This window comes from Rhodanobacter sp. FDAARGOS 1247 (assembly GCF_016889805.1).
GTDB lineage: Bacteria > Pseudomonadota > Gammaproteobacteria > Xanthomonadales > Rhodanobacteraceae > Rhodanobacter.
Map to the genome: position 1 here is coordinate 576969 of NZ_CP069535.1, position 25286 is coordinate 602254.

Genomic DNA, 25286 nt, shown 5'->3' on the forward strand with positions numbered 1-25286 from the left:
CGGGCGGCTATTCCAGCGTGATGCCCCGCCGGTTGTCGGTGGACACCTTGTCGATCAGCTCGTTGTAGGGATCGACGCCGGCCAGCGCGGGCTTGCCGTCGACCACCACGGTGATCGTGCTGTCGCCGTCCTTCAGCAGGCGCTTCTCCAGGTACAGCGGCTTGCCGTCCCGGCCGCCGCCGGGCGAGGCCGCGAACACGCCGATCTCGATCGGGATGTCCGGCTTCGCCGCGGTTTCCCTGCCGGTGCCGTCCAGGTAGACCTTGCCGGCGTGCAGCTTCAGGGTCACTTCGTATTTCCCGTTGGCCAGTTTCTTCGCGCGGGCATCGGTGAGCCGGTTGTCGAACAGGGTGATCTTCCAGAAGAAGTCGTCCAGCAGCGACTTCCACTGCGGCCCGGCCACCTGGTCCAGTGCGTCCATGAACTCCTGCGAGGTGGTGTAGGGCGGCTGCTGGAAGCCCTTGTCGAGCAGGAACTGCTTGAGCATGCCGTTGAGCTTCGCTTCGCCCAGGTAGTCCTGCAGTGCGTAGAAGATCAGCGAGCCCTTGCGGTAGTGGATATACGGCTGGTTCTCCACCTTCGCCAGCGGCTCCTCGGCCAGCTTCTCGGTGGCGCGGCCGACCAGGTAGGCATCCAGTTCGTACTTCAGGAACTTGTGCATCTGGTCGGCGCCGTACTTGTGCTTCATCACCATCAGCGACGAGTACTGCGCCAGCGACTCGCTGAGCATGGTCGAGCCCTGCATGTTCGCGCCGATCACCCGGTGCGCCCACCACTGGTGGGCCACTTCGTGGGCAGTGACGTCGTAGACGTAGTCGATCTTCGACTTGTCGCGCAGGTCGGCGATGAAGCCGATCGATTCGGAGAACGGGATGGTGTTGGCGAACGACTGGGCGAACGCGGCGTAGCCGGGGAACTCCAGGATGCGCAGCTGCTTGAACTGGTACGGCGTGTAGTTGGCGTCGTAATAGTCCAGCGAGTCCTTCGCGCTCTCGATCATCCGGTCCACGTTCCAGGCGTGCGCCGGGTTGTAGTAGACCGAGATGTCCACGCCCTTCCACTGCACGTGCTTCACCGAGTAGCGCGCCGACAGGTAGGCGAAGAAGTTCAGCATCGGCCGCTGCATGGTGTAGTGGAAGTAGTGCCGGCCATTGGCCATCCATTCCTTCTGCAGCGTGCCCGGCGCCAGCGCGATCTGGTCGGCGGCGGTGGAGACGGTGGTGTCGAAGTCGATCCAGTCCGCGTCGTTGTTGATGTAGTTGTTGGCGCGGGCCTTCTCGTCACCCAACTTCGGCATCCGCGGCACCTCGGCGGACAGGCCGTACTTGCGTCGGTCGTTGCGATCGGTGAGCTGGTACTGGGTCTGGTAGCCGAACTGCGGCAGCATGCCGCTGTTGAAGAAGCTGCCGTTGTGCACCAGGAAGGTGGCGCCGGTGTCGTTGGTGAAGCCCTTCGGCGCGTATGCCAGGCTGAAGTCGAAATCCATCGACGCGCCCGGCGCCAGCGGCGTCTTCAGCCGGTACACGGTGAAGCCCAGGTCCTTGTCCTCGCTGACCGTGTCGTGCGGGGCGAACTGCAGCGACTTCACGGTGAACTCGTCGGTGAAGTTCACGTACAGCTCGCTGATCGGCGCGGTGGATTTGTTGATCAGGGTGTAGTGGGCGCGGATGTCCAGCCTGCGCCGGTAGGGATGGATGTCCACCTCGGCCTTCACCGCAGTGATGCGGGGCTGCGGAGCGTCCTTGTACTTCGCGTACTTCTTCTCGTAGTCCGCGCGCTGCACCGTCTTCGCGGTGCTGTTGCGGTAGGTGTTGAGCACGTTGGTGTTGTAGTAGATCCACGCGCCGCTGCCGATGAAGCCGAGCGACGCGACGACCAGCACGATCAGCGCCGGGGCATGCAGTCGTGCCCGTGCCTCGCGCAGGCGGTCGCGCCACGCGTCGTCGGTGCCACGCGCCCAGAACAGCGCGGCCACTACCAGCATGACTACCGCCAGGCAGGCCCAGTAGCCGTCGAACCACAGTGCGCCGGTGAGGAAGTGGCCGAAGCCGTTCATGTCCGAATACGGCACGGTGGGACCGCTGCCGTAGTTGTACAGGTTGTGGTCCCAGTGCAGCAGGCCGAAGCCGATCGAGCTGGCCGCCACCCACAGGATGGTCAGCAGGTAGCCCAGGAACTTGTTGTTGGACATCACCTGCAGGAACAGCGCCAGCACCGCGATCAGCACGAACGGGATCGCGTTCAGCGCCAGCATGCCCAGGTACAGGCCCGGCTCCAGGTGCGTGTAGCCGTGCGCAAGCTGCCAGCCGATGCCGACCACCGCGCCGATCAGCAGCATCAGCACGATGATGGTCAACAGCGCGCCGAACTTCGCCAGCAGCGGTACCCAGTCCGGCACCGGGAAGGCGTCGGTGACTTCGGCGGAGTGCTGGCCGCGCTCGCGCCAGACCAGCTCGCCGGCATAGAAGATCACGATGATGATCAGGGGCAGGCTGAAGCTGCCGTTGATCGCGGTGAGCACCTGATGCGTCACCGGCCACACCGGCGTGCCGTAGATCAGCCCGGACGAAACCAGCGATACCAGCATCAACACCAGCGACAGCGCCAGCAGCACCAGCAGGGCCACGCCACGCACCACGCCAAGCGTGTCGAACAGGAACTGGGCGCGCAGCTGCTGCAGGTGGATACGCCAGCCGCGGCCGATGCTCACCCGGGGCAGGGTCAGCGCGGCGCCGCTGGCCGGGGGGCGCAGCATCGGTGGTTCGGCGCGCTTCTTGCGGCGCGGCAGCTGCAGGCCCTCGCGGTTCGGGCGGAACAGCCAGTAGGCCGCCACGAACAGCACGGCCGCCACGCCGATCCACAGCAGGCGATTGAACAGCAGCACGCCATCCAGCGCGGGCAGCAGGTGGTTGCTCTGCTCCGACGACCAGTAGCGGGTGACGATGCCCAGCGTGCGGCCGCCGAACGGGTCCAGCATCGCGGCGATGGTGTGGCTGTCGATGTCCCGGCTGAGATAGCCGGTGACGCCCGACAGCACGAAATACGCGATCACCCCGATATAGGTGGCCAGCAGCGAACGCGTGGTGGTGGCCAGCAGGAACAGCAGCGCGGCGATGAACAGCATGTTCGGGATCACCATCACGCCCAGCGACCAGGCATAGCCGTACCAGCTGGCCGGGCCCAGACGCGCCGCGTCGATCCACGGCATCGTGGCGCCCAGCGCCAGCCCCAGCGCGCACACCAGCATGATCGCCAGCGCCGCCAGATAACCCGCGGCGAAGCGACCGCCCAGGTAGGCGCCGCGGCTCATCGGCGTGCTGAAAAACAGCTCCGAGGTGCGGTTGTCGAAATCACGCAAGGCCGCGCCGGCCACGAAGATGGTGATCAGGAACACGCTGAGCACGGTGAGCACGCCCAGCAGGCGCACGATCACCAGCGGCGCGTTGCGCAGCACGTTGCCGCTGGCGCCGCCGGCAACCACCATGTCGGTGCTGGAAAGGGCGAAGGCCAGCGCGCCGAACGCGGCGGCGACGATCCAGAACAGCGGCGCCTTCAACTGCTGGCGCAACTCGAAGCGGAGTATTTCGAAGAACATGGGTGATCCTGGCTGCTGCAGGAGCGCCGTGTGCGCGATGTCTTCCATCGGAAGAACGGACATCGCGCGCGGGTGCGCCCCTGCGGATTCGGGGCGCCTTCAGGCGGCCTTGGCGGTGGCCTGCGCCCGCAGGCGGCCGAAGTAGACGTCCTCCAGATCCGGTGCGACCGCTTCGAAGCCTTCCTCCGGCTTCGTGTCGGCCAGCACGTGCAGCAGGGTGCGGCCGCCGGCGAGGCGGGTGGACAGGATGTTCATGCGGGCCCGATAGCCGTCCAGTTCGGCCTTGTCGATGCTGCGCCGCCAGACCCGGCCCTCCAGCGAACGGATCGCCTCGCCCGGTTCGCCGGTCAGCAGCACCTGGCCCTGGCCGATGATCGCCATGCGCGAGCACAGGTCGGTGACGTCCTCCACGATGTGGGTGGACAGGATCACCACCATCCGCTCGCCCAGTTCGGCCAGCAGGTTGAGGAAGCGGTTGCGTTCCTCCGGGTCCAGTCCGGCGGTGGGTTCGTCGACGATGATCAGGCGCGGCTCGCCGATCAGCGCCTGGGCGATGCCGAAGCGCTGGCGCATGCCGCCGGAGTAGGTGCCCAGCTTGCGCTTGCGCACGTCCCACAGGTTGACCTGGCGCAGCAACGCCTCGACCAGCTCGCGCCGCTCGCCCTTCACGGTGACGCCCTTGAGCACGGCGAAGTGGTCCAGCATCGCCTCGGCCGAGACCTTCGGGTACACGCCGAATTCCTGCGGCAGGTAGCCCAGCAGGCGCCGGGTGTCCTGCTTGTCGGCCAGCAGGTCCATCTCGTCCAGCCTGATCGTGCCCTCGTCCGGGTCCTGCAGCGTGGCGATCGTGCGCATCAGCGAAGACTTGCCGGCGCCATTGGGGCCCAGCAGGCCGAACATGCCGCCGGGAATGTCGAGCGACACCCCGCGCAGCGCCCGGACGCCGTTGGCATAGGTCTTGGACAGATCGCGTATCGTCAGCATGGGTTCCTTCCGGTGCCGCGCGGTGCGGCGTGAACATGGGCTCAGGTTAGGCTACGCAAGCGCACGGCGCGTCCGCTCAAGGTCATGGATACGCCGGCGCATGGTGGGGTGCGAAGGCCCGAAGTTACACGATCCGGCATACGCAAGGCACGACCCTTCGCTATGATTGACGTCTTGTATGCAGCCGCCATCCCCGAGCGGCGCGCCCTCGCCAGCAGGAGTCATCATGGCCGACCTCAAAGAAGCCCACGTTCCCGACATCGGCCACGCCGACGTCCCCGTCATCGAAGTGCTGGTGAAGGTCGGTGACCGGGTCGAGAAGGAACAAAGCCTGATCACGCTGGAGTCGGACAAGGCCACGATGGAAGTTCCCTCGCCGTTTGCCGGCGTGGTGAAGGAGATGAAGCTCAAGGTGGGCGACGAGGTTTCCGAGGGCGCGGTGATTGCCGTGATTGAAGCCGACGGCGCAGCGGCGGCCCCCGCTCCCGCTCCCGCTCCGGAACAGGGTAAGGATGAGGCCCCCGCAAAGCCCGCCGCTCCCGCCCCCGCTCAGCCAACCCCTGCGCCAGTAGCCGGCCAGGGCGTGCAGCCGGGCATCGCGCCCGAGGGCGACGTGGCGCCGCAGGTGCGACCGCCGGTCGATGCGCGCGTGGTGATGCCTGGCGATGCGCCGTATGCTAGCCCGGCGATCCGTGCGTTCGCGCGCGAGCTGGGCGTGGACATCCAGCAGGTCAAGGGCAGCGGCCGTGGCGGGCGCATCCAGCGCGACGACGTCAGCGCCTACGTCAAGCACGCGCTGGCCTCCGGCGCGCGACCGGCAATCGGCGCCTCGGCTTCGGTCGGCGGCCTCAGCCTGCTGCCGTGGCCCAAGGTCGACTTCGCCAAGTTCGGCGAGATCGAGGAGAAGCCGCTGTCGCGCATCCAGAAGATTTCCGGCGCGAACCTGGCGCGCAACTGGGCGATGATCCCGCACGTCACCCAGCACGAGGATGCCGACATCACCGAGATGGAGGCGTTCCGCAAGCAGCTCGGCGCCGAGAACAAGGACGTGAAGATCAGCCCGCTGGTGTTCCAGATCAAGGCGGTGGTGGCCGCGCTGAAGGCGTTCCCGCAGTTCAACGCCTCGCTCGACGAGTCGGGCGAGAAGCTGATCCTCAAGAAATATTTCCACATCGGCATTGCGGTGGACACGCCCGACGGCCTGGTGGTGCCGGTGATCCGCGACTGCGACAAGAAGGGCCTGCTGGAACTGGCCAACGACCTGGCGGTGATCTCGAAGAAAGCGCGCGACAAGAAGCTCGGCCCGGCCGAGATGTCCGGCGGCTGCTTCTCGATCAGCTCGCTCGGCGGCATCGGCGGCACCTATTTCACGCCGATCGTCAACGCGCCGGAAGTGGCCATCCTTGGCGTCTCCAAGTCGGTGACCAAGCCGGTGTGGAACGGCAAGGAGTTCGCGCCGCGGCTGGTGCTTCCCTTGTCGCTGTCGTACGACCACCGGGTGATCGACGGCGCGCTCGCCGCGCGCTTCGCATCGTTCCTGGCCAACCAGCTCGGCGACATCCGCCGGCTGTTGCTCTGACCGGAGACGATGACGATGGCGAACACGATCGAGATCAAGGTTCCCGACATCGGCGGCCACGACAACGTGCCGGTGATCGAGGTGCTGGTGAAGGCCGGCGACACGGTGGCGAAGGAACAGAGCCTGATCACGCTGGAGTCGGACAAGGCGACCATGGAGATTCCTTCCAGCGCCGCCGGCGTGGTCAAGGAAGTGAAGTTGAAGGTGGGGGATGAGGTTTCCGAAGGGGCGGTGATTGCCGTGGTGGAAGTGGCCGGTGAAACGGCTGCGGCGCCGGCTGCGAAAGCGGAAGCGCCCGAGGCCGCTGCACCGACGCCAGCCGCCGTTCCGGCGGCCACCCCTCCCCAGCCCTCCCCTGCGAGCAGGGGAGGGAGCGAATCGGCACCGAAGGCTGCCGCGGCATCCGGCCGCAAGGCCGACATCGAATGCAAGCTGGTCGTGCTCGGCTCCGGTCCCGGCGGCTATAGCGCCGCGTTCCGCGCTGCCGACCTCGGCGTCGACACCGTGCTGGTCGAACGCTACGACAGCCTGGGCGGCGTCTGCCTCAACGTGGGCTGCATCCCCTCCAAGGCATTGCTGCATGCCGCGGCGGTGATCGATGAAGCCGCGGCGATGTCCGCGCACGGCGTCAGCTTCGGTGCGCCGAAGATCGACCTCGACAAGCTGCGCAGCTTCAAGACCAAGGTGGTCGGCCAGCTCACCGGCGGCCTTGCCGGCATGGCCAAGGCGCGCAAGGTGCGCACCGTGGTGGGCACCGGCATGTTTGTCTCGCCGAACGAAATGGAAGTCCAGACGGCCGAAGGCACGAAGCTGATCCGCTTCGAGAACGCGATCATCGCGGCCGGTTCGCAGTCGGTGAAGCTGCCGGCGTTCCCATGGGACGACGAGCGCGTGGTGGACTCCACTGGCGCGCTGGAACTGAAGGACGTGCCGAAGAACCTGCTGGTCGTCGGCGGCGGCATCATCGGCCTGGAGATGGCCACCGTGTATTCGGCGCTGGGCAGCGCGGTGACCGTGGTCGAATTCATGGACCAGCTGATCCCGGGCGCGGACGCCGACCTGATCAAGCCGCTGGCCAAACGCCTGGGCGGCAAGCTCAAGGGCGTGCACCTGAAGACCAAGGTGGTCAGCGCCAAGGCCACGAAGAAGGGCATCGAGGTCGGCTACGAAGGCGACAGCATTCCCGAGACCACGCTGTTCGACCGCGTGCTGGTCGCGGTGGGCCGCTCGCCGAACGGCGGCAAGATCGGCGCGGACAAGGCCGGCGTGGCGGTGACAGAGCGCGGCTTCATCAACGTCGACACGCAGATGCGCACCAACGTGCCGCACATCTACGCCATCGGCGACCTGGTCGGCCAGCCGATGCTGGCGCACAAGGCCACCCACGAAGCCCATGTCGCGGCGCAGGCGGTGGCCGGGCAGAAGAGCCACTTCGACGCGCGGGTGATCCCGTCGGTGGCGTTCACCGACCCGGAGATCGCCTGGGTCGGCGTGACCGAGCGCGAGGCGAAGGAAAAGGGCCTGAAGGTCGGCGTGGGCAAGTTCCCGTGGGCGGCCTCGGGCCGCGCCATCGGCATCGACCGCACCGAAGGCTTCACCAAGCTGATCTTCGACGAGGAAACCCATCGCATCGTGGGCGCCGGTATCGTGGGCGTGCACGCGGGCGACCTGATTTCCGAACTGGCGCTGGCGATCGAGATGGGCAGCGAGGCGGCCGACATCGCGCTCACCATCCACCCGCATCCCACCCTGGGCGAGTCGGTGGGCATGGCCGCGGAAGTCTACGAAGGCACCATCACCGATCTGTATCTGCCGAAGAAAAAATGAGGTCGCTCATGTCAAGGATGACGCTGTCTTGCCTCATGGTTGCGGTCTTGCTGTTGCCCGCCACTGTGCGTGCCGATGGTGATGCAGACCTGATGAAGGCTTGTCCGGGTCTTGGCGGCTGGGCGGCCATGCATCCGCACGTCGACGAAGCGAATGCGCGGGAGGATGCCGGTCGTCGCGTCACCGATCCGGCACTGCGTCGCGAGCTGGCTGCGCGTGGCGAGGCCGACCAGCGTGCGCGTGACACGGCGCTGGCGGCCGGCATGCGTGACCCGGTGGCGAACAAGGCGATGCTTGTGGTGGATGCGGACAACCTCGCGTGGTTGAAAGCTGTCGTGGCAAGGCAAGGTTTCCCGACGCCGGACGCCGTGGGTGCGCAAGGTGTCGCCAACGCCTGGTTGCTGGTGCAGCATGCCGACCGTGACCCGGCCTTCCAGGCGGCGGTGCTGAAAACGCTGGAGTCGCGCCTGGCGGGGAGCGGTGTGCGCAAGGCCGACGTGGCCATGCTCACGGACCGCGTGTTGCTTGCGCAGGGAAAACCCCAGCGTTACGGCTCACAGTTCAAACCGTCGCAGGACGGCAGTCCGGTATCCGAGCCCACCGAGGACATGGCGCATGTCGATCAACGCCGCGCCAGCATGGACCTGATGCCACTGGCCGACTATCAATGCATGCTGCGCTTCTCCTATGCGCCCGCGCAGGCGACGGACGCTCGCGCGCAGCAGGCGCGGGATGTCGGCACGGATCGGCAGCGCTGATTGGCACGGGGCGCGGTGGAAATGGATGCAAAAGAGCCCGGGCATGCCCGGGCTCTTTATCTTTCACGACCGCGGATCGCTTACTTGGCCGACGGCTGCGGATGCTCCGCCCGGAACTGCTTCCACTGGGCGCGACGGGCCTGTGCCTGCGCCTTGAACGTGGCTGCCTGCGCCTGTTGCGCCGGGGTCAGCACCGCGTAGATCTGCGCCCGCAGATTGGCCATCTGCTGCACCCGCTGCTGGGTGGCCTGGCCTTCGGCCTGGGCCAGCCGGGAAGCGGCGGCCTGGTAGCCGACCTGGTTCGGCGTCATCGACTCGAAGGCGCTGCGCTGTTGCCGCAAGGCATCGCGCGAGGACTTGTTCTGCTCGCGGCTGCTGCGGATGATCTGCTTGACGCTGGCCTTCTGCGCGTCGCTGAGATTCAGCTTGCCCAGCATCATCATCTGGCCGTGGCCGCGATGATGGTGGCGCCCATGGCCGAAGTCGCCATGTCCTGCGCCGCCAGCGGGCGCGGCCAGTGCGACGGAGCTGCCGATGGCCAGTGCCGAGGCCAGGGCCAGGCCGAGGAGGGTGTTCTTGCGCATGACGTGTACCTCTGTGGTGGGGAGTTTGTACGCCATCATTTGACGACACTGCTACGTATATGTTCTTTGCGGACAGGTAAAGATCGGTAAAGAACGTGGTGTCCGGCCCGGGGCACCGTATTGAATGAGCCATGCAGACTCCGAACCCCTCCCGCATCCTGATTGTCGACGACGACCGCGCGCTGTGCCGGCTGCTGGCCGAATACCTGCAGCGCGAGGGCTTCGTGGTGGACGTCGCGCACGACGGCGACGCCGCGCTGGCCCGCCTGCGCAATACCGCCGAGCGGCCCGACCTGTTGATCCTCGACGTGATGATGCCCGGCCGCGACGGCCTGGAAACCCTGCGCGAGCTGCGCATGCAGCACCGCCTGCCGGTGATCATGCTGTCCGCGCGGGGCGAGCCGGTGGACCGAGTGATCGGGCTGGAGCTGGGCGCCGACGATTACCTGGCCAAGCCCTGCCTGCCGCGCGAGCTGCTGGCACGCGTGCGCGCGCAACTGCGCCGCAACGCGCCGCCGGTGTCCGGCACGGTGCAGGTCGGCAACCTGCTGCTGTTTCCGGGCGAGCGCCGGGCCCAGGTCGGCGAGCAGGACCTGGTGCTTACCGGCGCCGAATTCCTGTTGCTGCTGGGGCTGGCGCAGCGCGCCGGTGAACTGGTCGACAAGGCCAGCCTGACCCGCCAGGCGCTGGGCCGCGAGATCGAGCGCTTCGACCGCAGCATCGACGTGCACGTCAGCCGCCTGCGGCACAAGCTGGCCGATGCCTCGCCCGATGCACCACGGATCGATGCGGTGCGCGGCTCCGGCTACGTGCTGGTGGCGGCCGCGCCATGAAGCCGATGCGCACCTCGCTGTACTGGCGATTGCTGGTCTGGTTCTGCGTGGCCAACCTGCTGGTGCTGGCGCTGGGTGGGCTGTTCGCCCGCCGCTTCATCGAGTTCACCACGAGCATCGAAATCAACTGGGCGGCGCTGGCGCAGGACGCCGACCAGGCCTACGAAAGCGGGGGTCGCGATGCACTCGCTGCGTGGGTGGCGCAGCAGCGTCAGCAGGGCGTGGAGGCCACCCTGTTCGAGCACGGCGAGATGCTCTATCCGATCCGCCTGGGCGCATCGGTGCGTTCACAGCTGCCCGCGTTGTTGTCGTCCGATCGCAGCGTGGTGATGCAGCCGCGGCCCAGTTTCTACGTCGCCGTCCAGCAGGTCGTCGGCGACGATGGCCACGCCCGCCAGTTGCTGGCGATGAGCCGCTCGCATGTGCGCCTGCGGCCGCAGACCCGCGAGAAGATCTATCTGGCCATGCAGCTGGCGCTGTCGCTGCTGTTCATCGGCCTGGTCGGCTGGTGGGTGGCGCGCAGCGTGGCGCGTCCGGTCGAGGCCTTGCGCCGGGCGACCCGACGCATGGCCGAAGGCGAACTGTCGGCGCGGGTCGGCCGCCAGGGTGGGCTGGCACACGACGAACTGGCCCAGCTGGCCGGCGACTTCGATGTGATGGCCAGACGGATCGAGGCACTGGTCGCGCACGACCGCGGCGTGCTGCAGGATCTGTCGCACGAACTGCGCTCGCCGCTGGCGCGATTGCAGCTGATCCTCGACCTGGCCCGCCGCGGCGGCGACAGCGAGGAGGGCGCCGCCTACTTCGTCCAGGCCGAACAGGAGATCGCCCGGCTCGACCGGATGCTGGGTGAGATGCTGGCGCTGTCGCGGATGGAAGGCGGCCTGCCCGGCATGGAACGCGAGCCGCTGGAGCTCGCCGAGGTGGTGCATGAGGGCGTGGAGCAGTCGCGTCTGGAAGCGGATGCGCAGCAGGTCGAACTGCAGCTGTCCCGCGCCGACTCCGCGCAAGTTTCCGGCAACGCGATGCTGCTGGAGCGGGCGCTGGCCAACCTGCTCGCCAACGCGATCAAGTTCAGCCCGGCAGGTGGTCGGGTCGAGGTGGCCCTGCGTGTTGACTCGTCGTTTGCCGAGATCAGCGTGCGCGATCACGGGCCGGGTGTGCCGGCGGACGAACTCGCGCTGCTGTTTCGGCCGTTCTACCGTGGCAGCAATGCGGCGCGGGCGGAGGGGCATGGCCTTGGGTTGGCCATCGTGCAGCGGGTGGTGCAGGTGCATGGGGGCACGATCGAGGTGGGCAACGCCGAGGGTGGTGGGTTGGAGGTGAGGTTGCGGTTGCCGCTGGCGTGATGGGGTTTGTCTGTCCGCAAGGTCCGCGTGCGGGTTGCGGGGTTTGTCGACAGTCCATCCATGGACTGACGCCAAACTGGTTCGCATCCATGCGAACCACCCCCCGGGCTGATCCTCCACCCGCTCGCCGCTGCAGAGGGGCCCCGGGTAGAGCAGCGTGCCATCGTGACCCGCACTCGGTACGCAACCGCTGCGCGGTCGCGAAAGCCGAAGGGCGAAAACCGAAGCGAAGAGCGAAGCGAAGAGCGAAGAGCCGAGGCAAAAGGCCCACTGTCGGTGGGACTAGCGGCGGACGTGAGCGTGCAACAGCACAAGTCGATCGTCTGATGCTTGCAGCGCAGCTCCCGGCCTTTCTCCCTCCCCTGCTTGCAGGGGAGGGCTGGGGTGGGGTTCGCTCCTGATCTTTCTCTTTGACTCCTTGCCCCCCTTGCCGACACGTCATATGCAAGGTCACCCCCGGCCATCTGAGCCGCTCAAGTCACTCTGCAAGCCACTGCCAAACCGAACGAATGATCGCTTGACGGGCTCACTCCGAAAGCTGAACATCGAATGCATATGCCCGATATGGGGTCTGCCAAGCGTTAGCCGCTTCCAGGAGGTCACATGGATATTGATTTCTTGATCGGAAACATCTCAGCGAAGCTGGTTCGTGGCTGGTTTCTAGGCGGCATGAAGTTGGTGACTCCGTCGGAAAGCATTTGGCTTCAGCACCCCTTGCAACCCAGCACCCACTTCTCGTTCCGTCTCAAACGTTGTTGGCAACGCGGCATTTCTGGCCATCAGGTGCGGGTCGAAAAGGCTCGTCCATTGATGGCCGCCGGTGTCAGGTCGCAAAGTTACAGCGTGTTCGTGGATGGCAAGTTGGTCGCAAGCGATCAGGGTTTGTAGCCCGGCGACCAAGTTGTCCAGGGCGGCAGGCTTAGCCGCCGCTCAACTCCAGCGTCATGCTTCATTTGGAGGGTCAGAGGGATTTGAAAGCGTCGCCACTACCGGTCCTGATCGTGTTGGCGGCCATGGTGTTGCTGACTACGTCCTGTAGTGGCCACTACACCAGAACACCCGCTCCTCAAAGTGTGGAGCGTGACGCTGCTTCCATGTACGGCGCATTCCTCGATAGCTGGAGCGAAGGCGGCAAATATACGGTCAACGTGTACAAGGCCGCGCAGCTGCGTACGCAGGATCCAGGCGACTTTACGGAATGTGCGCAGAAACTCGGTGAGCCCGCCGCACAATGGGGTGAGTCTTACTCGTTTAGGAATCTTCGCAGCGTCATTGGCGAGCTTCCATACGTCCACTTCATCCGTTCAACCGACCCGCGCGCGTTGGGCCGCGAGTGGTCTGCTGCCGAAGCTGCAACCAAGACGGCAATTATCCAGGCCGGGTTTGCCCATAGCGTCGTCACACTTTCGGCCATCACATTCAACAAGCAGCGCACGCTGGCCATGTTCCACTTCTCGTCTGTCTGCGGAGGCCTTTGTGGCTACGGGCATGTTGTCGCCTTCAAGCGCACCCCCAACGGCTGGGTGCTCCAAAAGAAAAGCGCTGCATGCGGGGCTTGGATGTCGTGAGTAGTCCGGCGCCTGACAGTTCGCTGCAACCGAGCGCCAAGCCGTTATGCGATTCGTCGGCAGCTGAGCTCAGGCATTAGGAGTCGGAACAGAATGTTGGCTCTCGAAAGTCCTTTCTGGTCTGAGCTTCGGCATGCGTACGGAGCCGCGACAGATATTCCTGCATTGCTGAGCCAGCTCACTGGTTACCCGAGCGAGGCATCCTGCCAGGACGAGCCATGGTTCACGTTGTGGAGTTCTCTCTGCCATCAAGGCGATGTTTACTCCGCGTCCTTCGCAGCCGTCCCTCACATTGTCCAGGCGCTGGCTGCAAACGCTTCCCGTGCCTCTGTCAGCTACTTCCTGTTGCCGGCGAGCATCGAGGTGGCGCGTGCATCAATCAACGCGGTCGTCCCCCCATCGTTGTCCGTCGCCTACTTTGCAGCGCTCGCTCAAGTTCCAGCACTTTCAGCGGCGGCCGCGCGGGCCGACTGGGATGAATCGTTGTGCACTTCAGCTCTCGCGGCGACCGCCGCTGCCACTGGCAACCATCAAACTGCCAGACTATTGTTGGAGACAGAGCAGAGCGATATTCCGGAGGTCATTAGTTGGCTTCAGTCGCGCTGACTATCACTCGTTCAAGGCGGACGACTTCACCGTCTAATTCCGGCGTTAACTATAGGGGAAGTGAATGGGTCAGCTGAAACGTTGCCCGTATTGCGGAATGCCAATTACAGTTCGCTACCCGGATTTCTGTACTCTGCCCACCTTCAAGCCTGGTCGATGGTCAGGGAGGTGCTCTCATTGCAATTGCCAATTGGAAGCATCAAGCAATTGGGAGGCTCTGACCGGCATCACATCATTGGTTGTTTTTGGCGTTGTTTTGAGTTTGGTCATACCAAATTATCCGGACGCCCCAAAGATGCTTGCATGGATATGTGCGATTCCTGCCGTGGGCTTTCTCTATTTTCTCAACGGCTTGATTCGCTATCTAACGTTTTCCCGTGCCAAGCTGTCGTGACATATGGCCAATATCTCGTTCGAGGCGGGGGCTTCGCCCCTGTCGCTGCACCGATCAAGCACACCGCATCAGGGTCAGGGCGCACCTGGTTGGACAGCCCAGTCCGGCCAGAAGGAATCATTCACGGATGCACTCTCATCCCGCGGGTTCGAACCTGCGAAGGCCAACGCGGATCGGCTCAAAGCAGTCGCAGGCTCAGCATCTTTCCGGCGAGCCACAGCGCGGCCAGGGAGAAGCCGACGAACAGTGCCAGCTTGCCGTAGCCGGACAGTTTCAGTTGCCTCACCAGTTCCTCTGTCGGCTGGGACGAGAGAATGAACGGCCGGTGGCCGGGCGGGCACGAGATGATTCCGGTTTCCGGGGTGACCGTCGGTTGGACGGCGTTCGCCGCTGCCTGGATATGCGCCGCGTCGCGCGCACGGTTCCACTCGTTCATGTCGATGACGCCGTCGCCGTTCGCATCGAACCGTGTCAGCAGTGACGCCTGGTTGTTCTTCCATTCGGCGAGGATCGCCGCGGTGTCGACTTCCACGGCCGAAGGCAGGCTTTGTGCCGAATGATTGGTGTGCAGGCCGGCGACGTAAAGCGGTTCACCTTCGGTCATGCGCGTTTCGGTGTGGCGGTACTGGCCGCCAGGCATGTCCATCTCGGGTGGACAGTCGATCCGGTAATCCGTGCCTTGCCAGCGATCGCGCTTGGTGGCGTGCACTTTTGCTCCGGCCGGGTCGATCATCATCTGGCCGGTGCCGTCGTCGAGCAACAAGGGCGTGCGGCTGGTTCTTCTCGCGATGACGACCCACTGCCAGTTGTCGCGCTTCTCGACGGTATGACACCACCAGGTGCACGAACGCCCGGTCATGGGGGCGATCAGCGGATGGCCCGGCACCGCCATTTGCCGACCGGCAAGCGCGACATAACCTTGGGCGACGGAGCGACATCGTGATATCGCCAGGCCTTCGATCAGTCGACGTGCCGACAGCGAGCGGTACCAGCCGATGAAGCCGTAGCCAGCGGGGGCGACGAATACGGCAAGGCCAGCGAGGAGCAGCGGAATTTTCGTCACCATCGACGGAAGGTCTCTTGTCTGCGCATCGAAGAAGCAACCGGGTCGGGTCGATGCAAGCCGGTCAGCCGAGCAGCACTCGCAGCTCGGGCATCGTGCGTTTGGCTTCGCGGAAATGCAGCAGTTTTCCCGGTTTGAACTTGAACAGGGAGGCGATGAAGCGATCCGGGAATTGATCGATGCGCACGTTGAGGCTGTTGACGCAGTCGTTGTAGAACTCGCGGCGGTCGGCGATGGCGTCTTCGAGCCGGCTGATGCGCGCCTGGAGATTCCGGAACGTCCGGTTGGCTTTCAGGTCGGGGTACTTCTCGGCCACCGCGAAGAGGTCACCAAGACCGTTGCGCAGCTGCTGCTCGGCGGGCCCGAGCTCATCGATGCTGGCGTGCTCGCGTGCATCGGAGACGGCGGCGCGCGCCTGCGTCACTTTCAGCAGGGTCTGTTGTTCGTAGAGCATGTACTGCTTGCACGTTTCCACCAGGTTCGGCAGCTCGTCATGCCGCTGCATCAGCAGCACGTCGATGTTTGCCCAGGCCTTGGCGACATTGTTCTTGAGCTGCACCAGGTTGTTGTAGATCACGACCACGTAGACCGCGACCACGATGAAAGCCAGCAGAAACAGGTGTCCCTTGATGCTCATCGGATATCCGTGAATTTTCCCCGCGACGATCATACCCGACGCGAAAGCCCGACCGGACTCGCCGGAAGGACACCGGGCTGACGTTTGCACCACCGGCATGCCCAAGGAATTGAGGCATCCACGCGTAGCTTGCGCGATGTACTGCGTGCTGCGGCCCAGGCTCTCTCTTGCTCTGAAATCGGCATGGGGTCGCCAGCGACTATGCTTATCCATCCCCAAGCAGCGAGGTTCCCATGTCGATCAAGGTCTGTGTCGCCGGTGCCACCGGTTGGGCGGGTTCGGAATTGTCGCGTGGCATTGCCGCGACGGATGACCTCGACATGGTTGCCGCGGTGGCACGGCGACATGCCGGTGAAACGCTCGGCGCGGTGCTTGGCGAGGCAGGCTTGCAGGCACCGATCTTCGCCAGCGTGGACGCGGCGCTGGCGCAGCCGTGCGACGTGTTCGTCGAGTACACGCGGCCGTCCAGCGCGAAGGCGAACATTCTCGCGGCGCTGGAGCATGGCGCGCATGTGGTGGTCGGCACCTCGGGGCTGACGGACGAGGACTATGCGCAGATCGATGCGCTGGCACGGCAGCGGCAGCGTGGCGTATTGGCCTGCGGCAATTTCGCCTTGACCGCGGTGCTGCTGATCAAGTTTGCCGAGATGGCGGCGAAGCTGATCCCGCAGTGGGAGCTGATCGACTACGCCAGCGCGACCAAGCCCGACGCGCCCAGCGGCACGGTGCGCGAGCTGGCCGGGCGGCTGGGCAAGGTGCGCCAGCCGCTGCTGGCGGTGCCGCTGGAGCAGACCGCGGGTGTTCGCGAGACGCGTGGCGGCACGCTGGCGGGCAGCCAGGTGCATGCGGTGCGGTTGCCGGGCTTCGTGCTGGGGGCGGAGGCGATCTTCGGCATGCCGGACCAGACCTTGACGATCCGCCACAACGCGGGAAGCAGCGCGAAGCCGTATGTCGATGGCGCGCTATTGGCGATACGCAAGGTGTCCGGCCTGGTCGGCCTGCATCGCGGGCTGGATGCAGTGATCGAGTGGTGAGGCGGGTGCGGACTGGCGCCGCACCCGAAGCGGGAGTGCGCTCCTGCGCTCAGTGGCTGCGCTGCTGCCAGAAGCCCAGCAGCCACGAGCCGCCGATGCAGCCGGCCAGGGCCAGCAGCCAGCGGGTGGCCGGCGGCTTCGGCAGCAGCTCGGCGAAGGAGGGCAGCCACGCCTGGCCGTAGATCGCGACCACCGCGACCGCGGCGATGACCAGGGTGGAGGCCAGTACCAGCACCAGCCTGAATTCGAACGAGCTTCCCGCCGGGCTGGCTGACGACGGCGCGGCCACCGACGCTGCGGCGCCGACCTGCCGGGCCAGTTGCCGGGCGAAGTCCGCCGGCAGCGATTCGGCCGGCAGCTGGCGCAGGCTGCGCGCGATCAGCCGGTAGCGCCGGCTGCGTGCATCGTCGCCGGCGGGATCGAGCTGCAGCCGTTCGCGCCGCATGGCGCTTTCCTGTGCCTGCCATTCGCGCTCGAGCGCGGCATCGTCGAACGTGGGGATGTGGGTTTCGTCGTGCGGAATCATGCGGCAACTCCTGTCCGTGTTTCGAGCGCGTCGCGCAGGCGCAGGCGCGAGCGGAACAGATGGCTCTTGATCGTGCCCGCGGCCATGCCGGTGATGCGGGCGATCTCGGGTATGGACGTCTCTTCGAGGTAATACAGGGTCAGCAAGGTGCGTTGCAAGGGCGGCAGCGCCTCGATCGCCTCATGCAGGTGGCGGGCGGTTTCCTCGTCGGCGCAGGCGGCCTCCAGGTCGAAACCGTCGCCGATGCTGTCCACCAGCGACTCGCCGTCGTCACCGCCCGGCTCGACCAGGGCGATGCGCTTGTGCTGCAGGTGGCGCAGCGCGATGGTGAAGGCGATGCGGCCGATCCACGATTTCAGCGCGCTCTCGTGGCGGTATTGATGCAGGCACTGGTGCACGCGCAGGAAGGTGTCCTGGCACAGCTCGCGGGCGTCCTCCGGATGCCGCACCATGCGCTGGATGATGTGCCAGCACAGTCCCTGGTACTCGCGCACGAGGCGTTCGAACGCGCCCGGCCGGTTGGCCAGCACGGCGTCGACCAGGGCCCGATCGGCTTGGCGGATGTCATCCATGGAGTCATGGATACGCGCATCGCCGGATCGGTTGCAAGCGGGCGGCTGCAACCGATCCGGCGCGCCCCGTATCTGTGGGTTCAACGGGCCCATCTTCGTGGCCTTTGCCCAGGGAGTTTTCCATGAATTTCGAGATCCTGATTCCGATCGTGCTGTTCATCTGCATCGCCTACACCATCAAGGTCGTGGTCGATGCCCGGGCCCGCGGCCGCATGATCGGCGCCGGCGGTTCGGAGGAACTGGTCAAGTCGATCCTGCTCGACGAGGAACAGCGCCGCCGCCATTCGTCGCTGCGCTGGGGCATCGTGCTGATTTTCGTCGGGCTCGCCTTCGGCCTGATCCAGTGGTTCGGCTGGCAGGAAGTCACCCCCGGCATGGTCGCCGTGCTCGCTGGCGCCACCGGCCTGGGCAACCTGGTTTCCTTCGCGGTCTCGCGCAAGCTCGCCTGAAGCTGGTTCAATGGCGGGCATGCGCCGCCCCGTCGGCATGCCCGCAGTGAGTCGGCAACGTGAACGAGCAACTGTTGTTCAACCTGGTCGACCTGGCCGGCACGTTCGCCTTTGCGATCAGCGGCGCCACCGCCGCGCGGCGCTGCAACCTCGATCTGTTCGGTATCCTGGCGATCGCCTACATCACCGCCTGCGGCGGCGGCATCGCCCGCGACCTGTGCATCGGCGCGGTGCCGCCGGCGGGCCTGTCGGACTGGCGCTACCTGCTGACCGCGGTGATCGCCGCCCTGCTCACCATCGTGGCGTATCCGTGGGTGGAGCGACTGACCTATCCGGTGCGGCTGTTCGACGCGATGGGGCTGGGCCTGTTCGCGGTGTACGGCGCGCACAAGGCGCTGCTGTTCGGCCACAACGCCGAGGTGGCGATCCTGCTTGGCATGATCACCGCCGTGGGCGGCGGCATGGCGCGCGATGTGCTGCTGGCGCGGGTCTCGATCGTGCTGCAGCAGGAGATCTATGCGCTGGCCGCGCTGGCCGGCGCCGCGTTGGCGGTACTCGGCGAATATCTGCACTGGCCCGCGGTATGGGCCACCTGGCTGCCGATCCTGTCCTGCTTCGGCCTGCGCTTTGCATCGCTGCACTGGCACTGGAACCTGCCGCGCTTCGGGCGTCCGCGGAACGAGTGAGTGCGGCGCGGGCCGCCTGCCGTCGGCGACCCGCTCGGCCGATGTCCGCGCGTTACTGCTCGACCAGTTCGACGCGCCGGTTGCGTGCCTTGCCGTCGTCGTCGCGATTGCTGGCCACCGGCGCGTAGGAGGCCAGCCCCTTCGCCGCGAGCCGGCCCGGCGCGATGCCGTAATCCGCGATGAGCGCCTTCGTCACCGCCTCGGCGCGCTGTTGCGACAGGGCGAGGTTGTGCGCCAGTGCGCCGCTGTTGTCGGTGTGGCCGACGATGCAGACCTTCAGCGACGGCTGCGTCTTCAGCAGCTTCGCCATCTCTGCCAGCGTGCCGCCGGATGACTGGTCCAGCACCGCGCTGTCGCTGGCGAAGTGGATGCCGTACAGCGCGATGTGTCCGCTTTGCGCCAGGCCCTGGCTCATCGCCTTCGCGTCGACCGTCACCTGGCCGGTGGCCATGGCTTTGGCCTCGACGATCTGCAGCAGGACGCCCACGGGTTGCTGCTCGTTCTGGCTGACCAGCAGCGAAAGATCGACGTTGCCGCCGGGTCGCTGCAGTCGGGCGGTCAGCGATTGCACGTTGCCGTCGGCGGATTCCAGGGTGGAGACCATCAGGTTGCGGTCGCCGTGCATCTGGTCGAGCAGGGGCTCGATCAGCGCGCTGCCGAAATCGAAACCGCCGCAGCCCTCGTCACCACTGCAATGAAAGCGCAACTGGAAACCGGCGGCCTTCAGCGCCTGGGCGAAATTGCGGTAGACCTCCAGCGCACTCTTGCCGGCCGGCACCGCATAGGCGATGCGGGTGAGCTTGCCTTCCGCCGGTTCGCTGCGGGCGAAGCGGCTCGGCTGGTCGGCGTCGTAACGGCCCAGTGGCAGGGTCGCGCTGCCGTAATCCTTCTGCGCGTAGCCCACGATGACCGAGTCGGCGAAGCGCGACACCACCGGATGGTCGTGGCTGCCGGATACGTCGTGCGGGGGCAGTTCGGCGGCGAGTGTCGATGCCGCCAACAAGGGGAGTACGAGGGTGAGCACGAGGACGAGCGGGCGGGGCGGGAGCTTGCGCATGTATGGACGTCTCCAGCGACATTCGAAGAGCGGGCACCTTAGCAAATCATCCCCGGACACCATCGCGATCACGTGCTGCATGGCCTTGCCCGTTCAGCTACAGCGTTTGAATCGCGGCGGATTTTCGTCGTTTGTGTGACGCGTTTCGCAAAAAAAGTCCTGTATGCCGCTGCCTTCACAAATCTGCAGCAGGCCTTCGGTAAGTTCCTGCGACAGGAGTGGCCATCTGCGAAAGCATGACGTTGGCGCTCCTGCATGGTGCGTGGTCGAGATGACTGACCAGGGGGCGCATCACCTTCCATCGAAGTCTGTCTGGGCCGGCCGTGTCGGCGGTCCCACCATCACTTGAGAAAGGGGTAGCCCATGAAAGCTCGTTTCATTCGCAACACAGGGATCCGTGTCCGCCAGCGTGGCCAGGGCATGACCGAGTACATCATCATCACCGCCCTCATCGCGATCGCCGCCATTGCGGCCGTGACCTATTTCGGCGGCACCGCCCGCGCGCAGATCGGCGGCATGGCCAAGGAGCTCTCCGGCCAGAGCGCAACGCAGGACATCAACCGGGCGAAGAACCAGGGCAACAAGGCCCATTCCGAGGGCACCAAGGACAAGACCCTCAACAGCTACAACAACGCCACCGCCAAGTAAGCACCGCCAAGAACTGACGAACCGGATGCGGCCTTGCCGCGTTCGCGGGGGCGTCCGTGCGCGTCGGCAGCGATGCCGGCCTGCACGGGTGTCCGGTTCCCGACATGGGGGTGGGCAATGGGCTGGTCGAGCGACGATGGAACAAGTGGCGACGGCGCGAAGCGGCGGCCGTCGCGTGCCGGTGCGCGTGGCCGCCAGCGTGGCCAGGCGCTGGTGCTGGCGGTCGTGGCGCTGCTGGTGCTGTGCATCGGCGTGATCGTGGTGTTCAACACCGGGCAGGCGGTGTCGAAGAAGGTGGAGCTGGTCAACGCCGCCGACGCCGCGGCCTACAGCGCCGCCGTGCAGCAGGCGCGCGCGTACAACCTGATCGCCTACATGAACCGTGCCGAGGTCGCCAACGAGGTGGCCGTGGCGCAGATGACCAGCTGGTATTCGTGGACGAATTTCACCCTGCGCGGCACCGACAATTTCAAGGATGCGGTGCAGGCGATCGCGATCATCTTCGACGTCAGCATCGTCGGCGCCGAGGTGGGCGCGGCGCTGCAGGAAGTGGTCACCGCGCTGAATGAAGTGAAGACGGTGGTGAAGACCCTGCGCGACGGCATGCAGGTGGCGTTCTCGGCGGGCGTGACCGCCATCGCGGCGATCAACAAGGCGTACTCCGTCGCCTCGCGCGGCATCGCCACGGTGGAATCGCAGGAGGCGCTGAAGCTGGTGCCCGAGGTGGTCAAGCGCAATACCGACGGCAAGGCGAAGATCGGCGCCCGTGGCTATGCGCTGCTGGAACAGGGCGCGCTCGACGCGCGCTCCTACGTCACCCACTACACGATCCCCACCTCCGGCCGGCGCGATGCCGGGGCCGACCGCTTCGCCAACGTGGTGATGGAGGCGCGCGACGGTTTCTCGCGCGAGCGCAAGGGCGGCATCGGGCCGATCCACAAGCGTGGCGGCACCGACCTGGTCGGCTACACCCAGTGGGTGGGCGTGGACACGCTCAACGTCAAGGTCGGCTGGCTGGGCGTGAACGAGCCGCTGGCCTGGGGTGGCGGTGCCGCGGTGAACAGCATGTCGCGCTCGTTCCGCTCGGTGGCCAGCCCGGGCTTCAACAACGGCCGCGGCTGGGATTCGCCGTACGAGATCGACCGCGGCCACTACAAGCGCTACGCCGAAGGCATCGACAACGGCAAGGCGGGCAAGAAGGTGCTTTCCTCGCCCGCCATCGGCGGCAGCAGCAAGGCCTGGCTCAGGAACTACACGCCCGCCAGCAGTCCTGGCCTGCAGCCTTACGACGACATCGCCGACAACAAGGCCACCGTGCCCTACGACAACGATCGCAGCGCGAAGCAGAACGGCGTGGAGGCGATGGACGTGGGCCCGGTGTTCACCGTGCTGGTCGAGCAGCCGATGAAGACGGTGCGCACCAGCGACAACGTGCCGGGCATCGGCGGGCCGCCGGATTTCGAGGCGCCCGACCAGACCGTCGCCAACGACATGACCGCCCTGTCCTCGGCCCAGGTGTACTTCAGCCGTCCGCGCGGGTTCGGCCTGTTCGACAACGTGATCAGCCCGTCGAGCCGCGAGATGGGCAGCCTGTTCAGTCCCTACTGGCAGGCGCGGCTGATCGATACGCCATGCAACACCCGTCAGGAGGTCGCCATCGCCTATGGCGCCGTGGCTCCGTGCGTGCCGGGCAAATCCTGATGGCCAGCGGCACACCTTCCCCCCCTCACACCCAGTGGAAACAGCAAACCATGATCGAAGCAAGAACAACACGGAGCGGCATCGCGCAGGGATCGTGCAGCAGCAACACCCCGGGTCACCGACGCCCTCTGCGGCAACTGTCGGTGGCGTTGTGCACCGTCCTGCTGGCGACCGTGCCGCTGGTCGGCTGCTCGGCCGGCGACGGTGGCGACAGTGGCGGCGATGCACAGGACGGCGCGGTCAACCTGGCGCAGAAGACGCCGCCGATCCACCTCAACCAGACCAGCGTGCTGCTGCACGATGGCGTGCCCGCGGCGGAACACACCTATCGCGAAGCGCTCGCCCGCTGCAGCGCCGGCGCGGTGCCGGTGAAGCCGCTGGCCGACGACGTGGTGGCCAAGCTGGGCCACACCTATCTGGAAACCTGGTACGACGGCGAGCGGATGGCGGTCAAGGCGGACCGCTGGGACTTCAGGAGCGCCGGGGCGTCTGCCGCGGGCTGCGTGTTCGAACCGGTGCACGACGCGCGGCTGACCATCGTCGAGCCAGGCTCGACCACGGTCGCGGACCTGGTCAAGGGCACCGCCACCCGCGAGCATTCGGACGGCGTGGTGCGCGAAGCCGTTGCCGGTGACGACGAGGACGGCGCGGGACAGGATGACGTGGCGCAGGACGACGCGAAGCTGCGGGCCCAGGTCATGGGCGAGCTGCAGAAGCAGGGCCAGGGCGACCTGGTCGGCCAGTCCGCCGGCGATGCGAAGGTGGCCGGCCAGCCGTGCGTGCGCCTGAGCAGCTCCCAGGGTGAAACCTGCGTGTGGAGTGGCGGCAGGAAGTGGGGCTTCGTCACCGATACCGCGGCCGACGCCGACCGCATGGACGCGCCGGTCGACAACATCACCTTGTCGAACAAGCCCGCCGACGGCAATGGCTACCAGCTGACCACCGACAGCATGAGCGTCGGCACGCCGATCGACGACAAGGTGTTCGTGCTGCCCGGCAAGCTTGCCGTGACCCAGGCCCGCTAGCGCCAAGCCATGGAGACGACGATGACGCGCCCTGTTCCAACGCAGCCATTGCGCACGGCCACGATGTCGTCGTCGATCGGCGGCCGGCACCAGCGCGGGCAGAGCCTGGTGGAGATGGCGGTGGCCTGCATCGTGCTGGTGCCGCTGGCGGCGGGCGTGATGCTGCTGGGCCAGTACATCCACATCAAGCAGCAGACCCAGGCCGCCGCCCGCCAGGCGGCCTGGGCCGCCACCGTCGATCCGGCCCTGGCCGATGCCGGCCTGCCGCGCAAGGCCACCGTGCAGACCGCACTGCGCGCGCGCCAGTTCGCCGATGCCAACGCGCCGATCAAGTCCTCCGCGCGCACGCCGGCGGCGTTCGGCGATCCCATGTTGACCAGCTTCGCCAACCAGGCGCTGCTGAAAACTTCCGACGTGTCGTTGAGCGTCTACCAGCAGGAAACCGCGCCGACCTTCCTCGATGGCGCACTGGGCACCGTGGCCAAGGCGACCAGGACGCTGGGCAACCTGCCGCCCAATCCGAAGGGTTTCGTCACCGCCGAAGTGCATGCGCGACCGCAGAAGCTGAAGGGCGCCGATGGCCGGGCGCTGGCCTTCCTCGATCCGCTCGATACCGCGCAACAGGATTTTTCCGCGCGGACCGTGCTGCTGGCCGACACCTGGGCGGCCAGCGGCGGTGGCGAACGCAAGAACGGCGAAGCCGCGTCGGGCGCCATGTACAACCGCACGGTGCGCGAGGTGATCCGGCCGCTGGTGCCGACCAGTGCGCTGGGCGACAAGTTCGATGACGTGCTCAGCGACGTGATCAACGTGCTGGGCAAGATCCCCATCGTCAACGACCTGTTCACCCCCGGCTTCGACAAGTTCCAGCTGGGCCGGATGGCGCCCGACGCCGTGCCCGCCGACAAGCTGACGAGGTACCGCGATGTGCACTAGGCGCGGCCTGCTGCTGGCCGTCGCCCTGCTGCCGGGCACCGCCGCCGCGGCGTGGCCGCAGCCCGACCTGCCGGCCGGCACGGATGCGGCCGACGTTTCCCGGCACATCGTCTTCAACGGGCTGGACATGCATGCCCGGGTGTTCACCTCGTCGCAGAGCCAGGCCGAGGTGGTGGCCTTCTACCGCAAGCTGTGGAACGGCCGGGTGGTGGTGAACCCGATGGGCGCGGCGCAGGTGGTCGGCCACATGGAGGGCGACTACTACGTCACCGTGCAGGTCAGCGCATCGGGCAGCGGCAGCAAGGGCAACATCGGCATCGTCGACGTGGCCACCGCGCCGAAACACTTCGAGCGCGGCAAGGGCCTGCCGCGGCCGATGGGCTCGACCGTGTTCAACGACATCGCCTATCCGGACGATCCCACGCCCGCCCGCACCGTGGCGATGCGCAACCGCCTTTCGCCGCGGCAGAACGAGGCGTTCTTCCGCGAACGGCTGGGCGCGGATGGCTGGAAGCCGGCCGATGCGAATCGTTGCGCGGACGATGGCTGCGTCCTGCGCTACGAGCGCGGCGACAGCAAGATGACGCTGGTGATGAGCCCGCTCGACGGCCAGTCGCAAGTGACGATCAACCTGGTGGATCCGTGAACGGGAGGACGACGGACATGTTCATTCGACGGAACGCGCGCCACCCCGCCATGCCGTTGCGGCGTGGCCGCCAGCGCGGCAGTGCGCTGATCGAATACACCGTGGTGGTGCTGTTGCTGGTGACGGTGCTGCTGGCCAATCCCAACGTCATCCGCCAGCTCGCCGACGCGCTGCGCGATGCCTACACCAGCTTTGTCTACGCACTCTCCATCTCCTGGATCTGAATCGA

The 25286-nt window shown here is 66.3% G+C and carries 25 protein-coding genes; 17 read left to right on the forward strand and 8 right to left on the reverse strand.

Translation table 11 applies throughout. From position 1 onward, the window contains the following. Positions 1-7 precede the first annotated feature (7 nt). Both I6J77_RS02465 and I6J77_RS02470 read right to left on the reverse strand, forming a co-directional pair. A complete protein-coding gene (locus I6J77_RS02465) occupies positions 8-3595 on the reverse strand; it encodes a M1 family aminopeptidase (protein WP_204110442.1) in 3588 nt (1195 codons plus the stop codon). A 99-nt stretch (positions 3596-3694) separates the two neighbouring features. After that, entirely contained in the window at positions 3695-4579 is an 885-nt protein-coding gene (locus tag I6J77_RS02470) for an ABC transporter ATP-binding protein (protein ID WP_204110443.1), read from the reverse strand. Between the two features lie 226 nt (positions 4580-4805). Between I6J77_RS02470 and aceF the strand changes: the two genes are divergently transcribed. The 3 genes from aceF to I6J77_RS02485 all read left to right on the forward strand — a co-directional run bounded on the left by aceF (position 4806) and on the right by I6J77_RS02485 (position 8743). Next, entirely contained in the window at positions 4806-6158 is a 1353-nt protein-coding gene (gene aceF, locus I6J77_RS02475) for a dihydrolipoyllysine-residue acetyltransferase (protein WP_239309154.1), read from the forward strand. 15 nt (positions 6159-6173) lie between these two features. Then, positions 6174-7985 (forward strand): dihydrolipoyl dehydrogenase, encoded by a 1812-nt coding sequence (lpdA, locus tag I6J77_RS02480; protein WP_204110445.1) that lies wholly within the window; start codon positions 6174-6176, stop codon positions 7983-7985. Positions 7986-8077: 92 nt separating this feature from the next. Then, entirely contained in the window at positions 8078-8743 is a 666-nt protein-coding gene (locus tag I6J77_RS02485; RefSeq protein WP_204110446.1) for a DUF6624 domain-containing protein, read from the forward strand. 80 nt (positions 8744-8823) lie between these two features. Here I6J77_RS02485 and I6J77_RS02490 read toward each other — a convergent pair whose 3' ends face one another. Continuing rightward, positions 8824-9327: a Spy/CpxP family protein refolding chaperone gene (locus I6J77_RS02490; RefSeq protein ID WP_204110447.1), complete on the reverse strand. Its 504-nt coding sequence runs from the start codon at positions 9325-9327 to the stop codon at positions 8824-8826. A gap of 131 nt (positions 9328-9458) precedes the next feature. Between I6J77_RS02490 and I6J77_RS02495 the strand changes: the two genes are divergently transcribed. From I6J77_RS02495 to I6J77_RS02515, 5 genes are all read left to right on the forward strand, one after another. Continuing rightward, positions 9459-10160 (forward strand): response regulator transcription factor, encoded by a 702-nt coding sequence (locus I6J77_RS02495; protein WP_204110448.1) that lies wholly within the window; start codon positions 9459-9461, stop codon positions 10158-10160. Next, complete coding sequence (locus I6J77_RS02500; RefSeq protein ID WP_204110449.1) at positions 10157-11509, forward strand: HAMP domain-containing sensor histidine kinase; 1353 nt, start codon at positions 10157-10159, stop codon at positions 11507-11509. Before I6J77_RS02495 ends, I6J77_RS02500 begins: the two co-directional genes overlap by 4 nt. 603 nt (positions 11510-12112) lie before the next feature. After that, a complete protein-coding gene (locus tag I6J77_RS02505; protein WP_204110450.1) occupies positions 12113-12397 on the forward strand; it encodes a hypothetical protein in 285 nt (94 codons plus the stop codon). A gap of 206 nt (positions 12398-12603) precedes the next feature. Further along, positions 12604-13077 (forward strand): hypothetical protein, encoded by a 474-nt coding sequence (locus I6J77_RS02510; RefSeq protein WP_204110451.1) that lies wholly within the window; start codon positions 12604-12606, stop codon positions 13075-13077. A 93-nt stretch (positions 13078-13170) separates the two neighbouring features. Beyond that, the gene (locus I6J77_RS02515; RefSeq protein WP_204110452.1) at positions 13171-13683 is read left to right on the forward strand and encodes a hypothetical protein; all 513 of its coding nucleotides are present in this window, start codon (positions 13171-13173) and stop codon (positions 13681-13683) included. Between the two features lie 572 nt (positions 13684-14255). On the opposite strand, the gene I6J77_RS02520 is transcribed toward I6J77_RS02515, so the two are convergent. Next, positions 14256-15143 carry a hypothetical protein gene (locus I6J77_RS02520; protein WP_204110453.1) on the reverse strand — a complete coding sequence of 296 codons (888 nt, stop codon included), beginning with the start codon at positions 15141-15143 and terminating at the stop codon, positions 14256-14258. 61 nt (positions 15144-15204) lie between these two features. Next, positions 15205-15876 carry a LemA family protein gene (locus tag I6J77_RS02525; RefSeq protein WP_239309156.1) on the reverse strand — a complete coding sequence of 224 codons (672 nt, stop codon included), beginning with the start codon at positions 15874-15876 and terminating at the stop codon, positions 15205-15207. 134 nt (positions 15877-16010) lie between these two features. Here I6J77_RS02525 and dapB point away from each other — a divergent pair, with 134 nt between their 5' ends. Further along, entirely contained in the window at positions 16011-16811 is an 801-nt protein-coding gene (dapB, locus tag I6J77_RS02530) for a 4-hydroxy-tetrahydrodipicolinate reductase (protein WP_056763658.1), read from the forward strand. A 49-nt stretch (positions 16812-16860) separates the two neighbouring features. Here dapB and I6J77_RS02535 read toward each other — a convergent pair whose 3' ends face one another. Continuing rightward, a complete protein-coding gene (locus tag I6J77_RS02535; protein WP_204110454.1) occupies positions 16861-17337 on the reverse strand; it encodes a hypothetical protein in 477 nt (158 codons plus the stop codon). Then, complete coding sequence (locus I6J77_RS02540; protein ID WP_056715275.1) at positions 17334-17909, reverse strand: RNA polymerase sigma factor; 576 nt, start codon at positions 17907-17909, stop codon at positions 17334-17336. The genes I6J77_RS02535 and I6J77_RS02540 overlap by 4 nt, the downstream gene beginning before the upstream one ends. Before the next feature lie 122 nt (positions 17910-18031). On the opposite strand from I6J77_RS02540, the gene I6J77_RS02545 reads away from it, so the two are divergent. Continuing rightward, the gene (locus I6J77_RS02545) at positions 18032-18358 is read left to right on the forward strand and encodes a DUF6249 domain-containing protein (RefSeq protein WP_056763664.1); all 327 of its coding nucleotides are present in this window, start codon (positions 18032-18034) and stop codon (positions 18356-18358) included. 59 nt (positions 18359-18417) lie between these two features. After that, positions 18418-19044 (forward strand): trimeric intracellular cation channel family protein, encoded by a 627-nt coding sequence (locus I6J77_RS02550; protein ID WP_204110455.1) that lies wholly within the window; start codon positions 18418-18420, stop codon positions 19042-19044. A 52-nt stretch (positions 19045-19096) separates the two neighbouring features. Here the strand turns inward: I6J77_RS02550 and I6J77_RS02555 are convergent, their stop codons facing one another. Continuing rightward, positions 19097-20101 carry an OmpA family protein gene (locus I6J77_RS02555; protein ID WP_204110456.1) on the reverse strand — a complete coding sequence of 335 codons (1005 nt, stop codon included), beginning with the start codon at positions 20099-20101 and terminating at the stop codon, positions 19097-19099. Positions 20102-20521: 420 nt separating this feature from the next. On the opposite strand from I6J77_RS02555, the gene I6J77_RS02560 reads away from it, so the two are divergent. The 6 genes from I6J77_RS02560 to I6J77_RS02585 all read left to right on the forward strand — a co-directional run bounded on the left by I6J77_RS02560 (position 20522) and on the right by I6J77_RS02585 (position 25281). Continuing rightward, complete coding sequence (locus I6J77_RS02560; RefSeq protein ID WP_239309158.1) at positions 20522-20749, forward strand: pilus assembly protein; 228 nt, start codon at positions 20522-20524, stop codon at positions 20747-20749. Between the two features lie 117 nt (positions 20750-20866). Beyond that, entirely contained in the window at positions 20867-22450 is a 1584-nt protein-coding gene (locus tag I6J77_RS02565) for a pilus assembly protein TadG-related protein (RefSeq protein WP_204110457.1), read from the forward strand. 50 nt (positions 22451-22500) lie between these two features. Continuing rightward, entirely contained in the window at positions 22501-23475 is a 975-nt protein-coding gene (locus I6J77_RS02570) for a hypothetical protein (protein ID WP_204110458.1), read from the forward strand. 21 nt (positions 23476-23496) lie between these two features. Further along, complete coding sequence (locus I6J77_RS02575) at positions 23497-24411, forward strand: TadE/TadG family type IV pilus assembly protein (protein ID WP_239309160.1); 915 nt, start codon at positions 23497-23499, stop codon at positions 24409-24411. Next, entirely contained in the window at positions 24401-25057 is a 657-nt protein-coding gene (locus I6J77_RS02580; protein WP_204110459.1) for a hypothetical protein, read from the forward strand. Before I6J77_RS02575 ends, I6J77_RS02580 begins: the two co-directional genes overlap by 11 nt. 17 nt (positions 25058-25074) lie before the next feature. Beyond that, positions 25075-25281 (forward strand): hypothetical protein, encoded by a 207-nt coding sequence (locus tag I6J77_RS02585; RefSeq protein ID WP_056715297.1) that lies wholly within the window; start codon positions 25075-25077, stop codon positions 25279-25281. Positions 25282-25286: the final 5 nt, after the last annotated feature.